Source organism: Bartonella sp. AD328YNZD (assembly GCF_042196425.1).
The window spans coordinates 1-5,629 of record NZ_JBHIQG010000158.1; the positions used below are offsets into that span (position 1 = coordinate 1).

General features: G+C 37.3%; 6 protein-coding genes. All 6 read right to left on the bottom strand.

What is annotated here, in order from left to right:
- On the bottom strand, nucleotides 1-599 hold a 599-nt coding region (gene lepB, locus ACFIO3_RS07895), incomplete at its 3' end, for a signal peptidase I (protein ID WP_375704287.1).
- 78 nt (nucleotides 600-677) lie between these two features.
- Nucleotides 678-1,079 carry a holo-ACP synthase gene (gene acpS / locus ACFIO3_RS07900; protein ID WP_375606308.1) on the bottom strand — a complete coding sequence of 134 codons (402 nt, stop codon included), beginning with the start codon at nucleotides 1,077-1,079 and terminating at the stop codon, nucleotides 678-680.
- Between the two features lie 20 nt (nucleotides 1,080-1,099).
- The gene (locus tag ACFIO3_RS07905) at nucleotides 1,100-1,690 is read right to left on the bottom strand and encodes a DUF2062 domain-containing protein (protein WP_375606309.1); all 591 of its coding nucleotides are present in this window, start codon (nucleotides 1,688-1,690) and stop codon (nucleotides 1,100-1,102) included.
- A gap of 91 nt (nucleotides 1,691-1,781) precedes the next feature.
- Complete coding sequence (gene pyrE, locus ACFIO3_RS07910) at nucleotides 1,782-2,360, bottom strand: orotate phosphoribosyltransferase (RefSeq protein ID WP_375606473.1); 579 nt, start codon at nucleotides 2,358-2,360, stop codon at nucleotides 1,782-1,784.
- A 16-nt stretch (nucleotides 2,361-2,376) separates the two neighbouring features.
- Nucleotides 2,377-4,599, bottom strand: a complete 2,223-nt coding sequence (locus ACFIO3_RS07915) for a RelA/SpoT family protein (protein WP_375606310.1) — start codon at nucleotides 4,597-4,599, stop codon at nucleotides 2,377-2,379.
- 127 nt (nucleotides 4,600-4,726) lie between these two features.
- Complete coding sequence (rpoZ, locus tag ACFIO3_RS07920) at nucleotides 4,727-5,125, bottom strand: DNA-directed RNA polymerase subunit omega (protein WP_273791104.1); 399 nt, start codon at nucleotides 5,123-5,125, stop codon at nucleotides 4,727-4,729.
- Nucleotides 5,126-5,629: the final 504 nt, after the last annotated feature.

Consider the following 5,629-nt stretch of genomic DNA (forward strand, 5'->3'; position numbering starts at 1 on the left):
TCTGAATTGTCGCGGTTATCTCCCATCATAAAATAATGTCCTTGAGGAACTTCAAAGACTTCTGTATCGTCAACTTTGGGGATGAAAGCTAAATCAAGTGTATCATAGCTAACACCGTTAGGCATTGTCTCGCGATAAACCTCAACAGGATAGTTCACTTCTGTTATATCAGAATTATCAATCTCCCCCATAAAGTGACGTGAAACAGCCTCATCATTAATATAAAGGACACTTTGACGGACTTGTATACGATCACCCGGTAGCCCAACGACGCGTTTTATATAATCAATCTTCGGATTACTTGGTAAGCGAAAAACGACCACATCTCCACGTTGAGGTTGAGATGCCCAAATCCGTCCAGAAAAAAGAGGAGGAGAAAAGGGGATGGAAAAACGAGAATACCCATATGCATACTTAGAAACAAACAGATAATCTCCCACCAACAAAGTAGGACGCATTGAACCGGAAGGAATACTAAACGGCTGGAAAAAAAGTGTCCGAATAAACGCTGCTAAAAGCAAAGCCTGTATTAAAACAGAAATAAATTCAAGAAGCCCACCTTTTTTTTCTTTTTTATGCACTTTATCTTTTGGGATCATCACCAACTGCCTTCTCATCACAGATATAATTTTTTCATCATAATATTCAAATAACAAAAGCACAATCTCTCACGCCATCTATCCACGTGGAAGTGCTTCGATAATAATAAATGCCTGTGCCCAAGGAAAATCATCTGTTATGCTAAGATGAATAACTGCATCATGATGAGGAGGTAATAACTTTTGAAGTTGCATTTGCGCACGATTTGTTAATTGCATTATTGGTTTACCAGATGGCAAATTAACTACCCCCATGTCTTTCCAATTGATACCACAAGCGATTCCCGTTCCTAAGGCTTTAGCACATGCTTCTTTCGCAGCAAATCTTTTTGCATAGGAAGAGGAGCTTTTTTTGAGATTTTCAGATCTATTTCTTTCAATATCCGTAAAAATCCGTTGGATAAAACGCTCACCATAACGAACCAACATTTTCTCAATACGTCGTATATCAACCAGATCATTTCCAAGACCAATAATCATAAGATATTACCCGATCTGTCCTACGATGAGCGCTTCTTTAAACGCCTTTTTTTTATAATCTTTTGATATCGCTTTTGTTTAAAACGAACCGTTGCTCTGTAAACACCTATATAAGATAAACCACCAAAAACAATACCTAAAAGAGTTCCCCCTAAAATCATAGGACTCATAATTGTGTCCCATGCGCCTTTAAAGAGGAGAGAGAGATTTGACAATGTCAAACCATTAAATAGAGCACGAATTTGCGAAAGAGAAATCTCTTTGACATCGCTAAAAAGTGATAAACAAAAATACCCTACTTTATAATCAGCCATGACAATCAATAAAAATGTGAGTGGATTAGAAAAAATCGTCCCAATGATTGCGGCAGCAAAGTTTGCACGCAAAAGCCAAGAAAAAAATATTGCCAAAATAATATGCAGCCCAAAGAAAGGGGAACACGCTAAAAAAACGCCAACAGCAACCCCTAATGCTACTTCATGCGGTGTTGCTGATATACGCAAAATACGTTTATGTATGTAGCAAAATGAGCGAGAAAATGAACGACGTGGCCATAACCAAAGTCGAATACGCGTTACAAAATCTATTGGTTCTCGACGACGAAAAAGCATATGACTCTCAATATACATCTTTTGATGATGAAATAATCTATATCATCCAAATTAATCTTTTTAAGCTTTTGCACAAAAAATAGAACGACAATTAAATATTTCGACTGCCTGGTTTAATCGCGGGAAGAACAGAAAGATCTGCAGGAAGTGCATCACTAGCATAAGAGGTTATCTCGTATTCAGCAAGCGCAATCAATGGAACTCCAACATTGACCTTACCACCAGAACGATCAAGGATACATGCACTGGCCAATACCTCTGCTCCTGCTGCAACAAGTGCTTCAACAGTCTCTCGAATGGAAAGACCCGTTGTTACAATATCTTCAACAATAACAACCCGTGCACCCTTCTTGATTTCAAAACGACGCAATTCAAAGATGCCATTTACACGCTCTACCCAAAGAGAAGGAACACCAAGGTGACGTGAAGTCTCATAGGAAGGGATAAGACCGCCAATTGCGGGACCAACGACATAATCAATTGATTCCTTGATAGATTCTTTTATTTTTTCAGCCAATCCACGACAGAGCTTTTCCGTCAAATTAGCATGCATGAATACTTTCGCCTTTTGCATATAAGTCGCACTATGGCGCCCCGATGTTAAAATAAAATGCCCTTCTAGAATAGCATCTGCTTGTTTAAAAATATCAATGACATCTTGTGTATTCATTGCAAAATCTTTCTTTTTATCCATGAACCCGCCGTACTGTACTTACTGAACCTGCCTTTTTTAACTGAGAAAAAATACGATTCAAATGTTTTAAATCCCACACTTCCAAATCAATCATAATTTCTGTAAAATCTGGTGCTGTACGGATAAAAGATAAATTTTGGATATTGGCATCGTTAGCAGAAATTATTTGTGTAATTTCAGCCAAAGAACCAGGACTATTTACAACTAAAATATTCATCCGTGCAGGAAAACGTTCATTCATTTGGGCATCAATATCCCAGCGGACATCAATCCATCGTTCTGGCTGATCATCATACGCCATCAAAGCTGAAGATTGTATTGGATAAATAACAATTCCAGCCCCTGGCTGCATAATACCAACAATCCGATCTCCAGGCACAGCTCCTTCTGGTGAAAAGCGTACAGGAATATCTCCACGAGTTCCTCGAATAGGTAATGCTTTAGATTGATGATTTTCAACCATTGTATCCTTTTCATTTTCTGGAACTTTAAAAATCATCCCTTGAGCATTTTCAATATTAAACCACCCTTCTTCCCCAGGCTTAAAAGAGGGCTTTTGTACGACACGCTCTTGATAATCAGGATAAACTGCTTTAATCACATCAGCGGAAAACAGCTCTCCACGCCCAACAGCAGCCAATACATCCTCTACATCTTTACGTGCTAAACGTGGCAAAACTTTCTTCAAAAGGTCTTTTGAAAATTGCTTTCCCATATATTCAAATGAACGCTCGAGAATACGATATCCTAAACCCGAATATTGTTTACGTACTGCTGCACGACTTGCTCGTCGAATAGCTGAACGTGCTTTACCTGTGACAACAAGAAATTCCCATGCTGCTGGCGGAATTTGAGCGTGTGAGCGAATAATATCAACCTCATCACCATTTTTTAATTTGGTCATTAAAGGCATAATACGACCATTGATTTTTACACCTACACAAGAATCACCGATATCTGTATGGACGGCATAAGCAAAATCAATAGGCGTAGCTCCTTTAGGAAAAGCAATTAATCGACCTTTCGGCGTAAAACAAAAAACTTGGTCTTGAAAAAGCTCAAGTTTTGTATGTTCTAAAAACTCTTCTGGATTATCTCCATCAGACAAAGATTGTATCGTTTGACGCAACCATGCATAGGCATTCGTTTCACTTGATAACTTCACAGTCGAATAATTGGAACCGTGCTCTTTATATATGGAATGAGCAGCAACCCCATATTCAGCAACTTCATCCATAGCAGCCGTTCTAATTTGCAACTCAACACGTTGTCTTGAAGGACCAACAATTGTTGTATGAATAGAACGATAATCATTTTGCTTTGGTATAGAGATATAATCTTTAAAACGACCAGGAACCATTGGCCATGTCGTATGAATGACACCAAGAGCACGATAACAATCATTCACGGACTCAACAATCACACGAAATCCAAAAATATCCGATAATTGTTCAAAAGATAATGCTTTACTTTCCATTTTGCGAAAGACTGAATAAGATTTTTTCTGACGGCTTTTAACATCTGCTTTAATGCCATGCTCGAAAAAAAGTTTTGTCAATTCATTTTCAATTGTGGAAAGCAAATCACGGTTGTGTTTCAATAATTCAGAAAGTCGATTGGTAATCGTACGATAACCTTCTGGATTTAAATAAAAGAAAGAGAGATCCTCTAACTCCTCACGCATATCCTGCATACCCATACGGCCTGCAAGTGGCGCATAGATATCCATCGTCTCCTCAGCAATTCGCCGACGTTTATCATCACGCATAACACCAAGGGTACGCATATTATGAAGACGATCAGCAAGTTTGACTAAAAGAACACGAACATCATCAGAAATAGCAATAAGAAGTTTACGAAGATTTTCTGCTTGTACGGCTTTCTTTGATACAAGATCAAGCTTATTAAGCTTTGTAAGCCCTTCAACCAACTTTCCAATTTCAGAACCAAAAATCTGATCAATTTCTGCTCGTGTAGCGCTTGTATCTTCAATTGTATCATGCAAAAGAGCAACAGCAATCGTTGCCTCGTCCAACCGCATATCTGTCAAAATAGCAGCAACTTCTAAAGGATGAGAAAAATAAAGATCACCTGATGCACGCTTTTGATGTGCATGCTTTTTCATTGCATAATCATAGGCCCTGTTTAAAAGAGCCTCATCTACGTCAGACTTGTAACGTTGAACACGTCCAACAAGCTCACACTGACGCATCATACGAGCATATCCTTTATCTTTTCACACCTCTAATCTTTATTGAACATGTCCTATCAAAAAAGACAAGAAAAATAATTGCTCCTTACATGACAAGGTATCTTTACTCCTGTAACATAAATTGCTGCAATTAGTAATCGTCACTTTTTTCTGGAACAACCAAACCTTCAATACCCGCTAAAAGCTCTTCTTCTGACATATGATCAAATGAAGTACCTTCTTCTTGCGACGACGTATTAAAAACACTTTCAGCTTCACCTGAATGGGTAATAAATTCACTTGCCATTTCTGGCTCATCTACTTCCACATGTTTTTGCAGCGAATGAATAAGGTCTTCCTTTAAATCAGCAGGCGACAATGTTTCTTCTGCTATTTCACGTAAAGCAACAACTGGATTTTTATCATTATCGCGATCAACCGTAATCTGCGCTCCTTGTGAAATCTGACGCGCCCGATGACCTGCTAAAAGTACCAACTCAAAGCGGTTGTCAACTTTATCAATACAATCTTCTACCGTTACGCGGGCCATTTATGCCTCTTTCTCAAATAAAAAAATTTAATAGCGGATAAAGTAGTATATACAATAATCAAAATAAAACACAAGAAAAACAACACAAACTTTTATATTTTTTAATTAAAGAACTTATTTAAAAAAATCTTGGAAAATTTATAAAAATGTATAACCTATTCATGCTCGTTATCAAAATTTCTTTTAAAAGCATTCCAATAGATTGACTTCAAACAAAGGGAGATCTTTCTTGACAGAATACTTGTCTGGAGTCCTTATCCTTTTAAAAGGAATACCTGCTGTTTAAACCCTTTGCAATAACAGCAGCCTTATACATACTTTTTATGATAATATCTTTATCTAAAGAGAGAACTTTTTTCTTTGAACATCATGTGTATTGCACTCTTATTCATCGAATAAATTACTGAAAGATGACCTATCCTTACACAATAATGAGCAATAAGTTTATATTAAACTTTCTTCTAAAAAAGTTTATTTATATTCATTATAGATTGTTTATCAAAC

Bases quoted from the DNA above. Each gene is read 5' to 3' on its own strand.
- ACFIO3_RS07905 (WP_375606309.1), bottom strand. From the start codon at position 1,690: ATGCTTTTTCGTCGTCGAGAACCAATAGATTTTGTAACGCGTATTCGA.
- acpS (WP_375606308.1), bottom strand. From the start codon at position 1,079: ATGATTATTGGTCTTGGAAATGATCTGGTTGATATACGACGTATTGAG.
- rpoZ (WP_273791104.1), bottom strand. From the start codon at position 5,125: ATGGCCCGCGTAACGGTAGAAGATTGTATTGATAAAGTTGACAACCGC.
- ACFIO3_RS07915 (WP_375606310.1), bottom strand. From the start codon at position 4,599: ATGATGCGTCAGTGTGAGCTTGTTGGACGTGTTCAACGTTACAAGTCT.
- pyrE (WP_375606473.1), bottom strand. From the start codon at position 2,360: ATGAATACACAAGATGTCATTGATATTTTTAAACAAGCAGATGCTATT.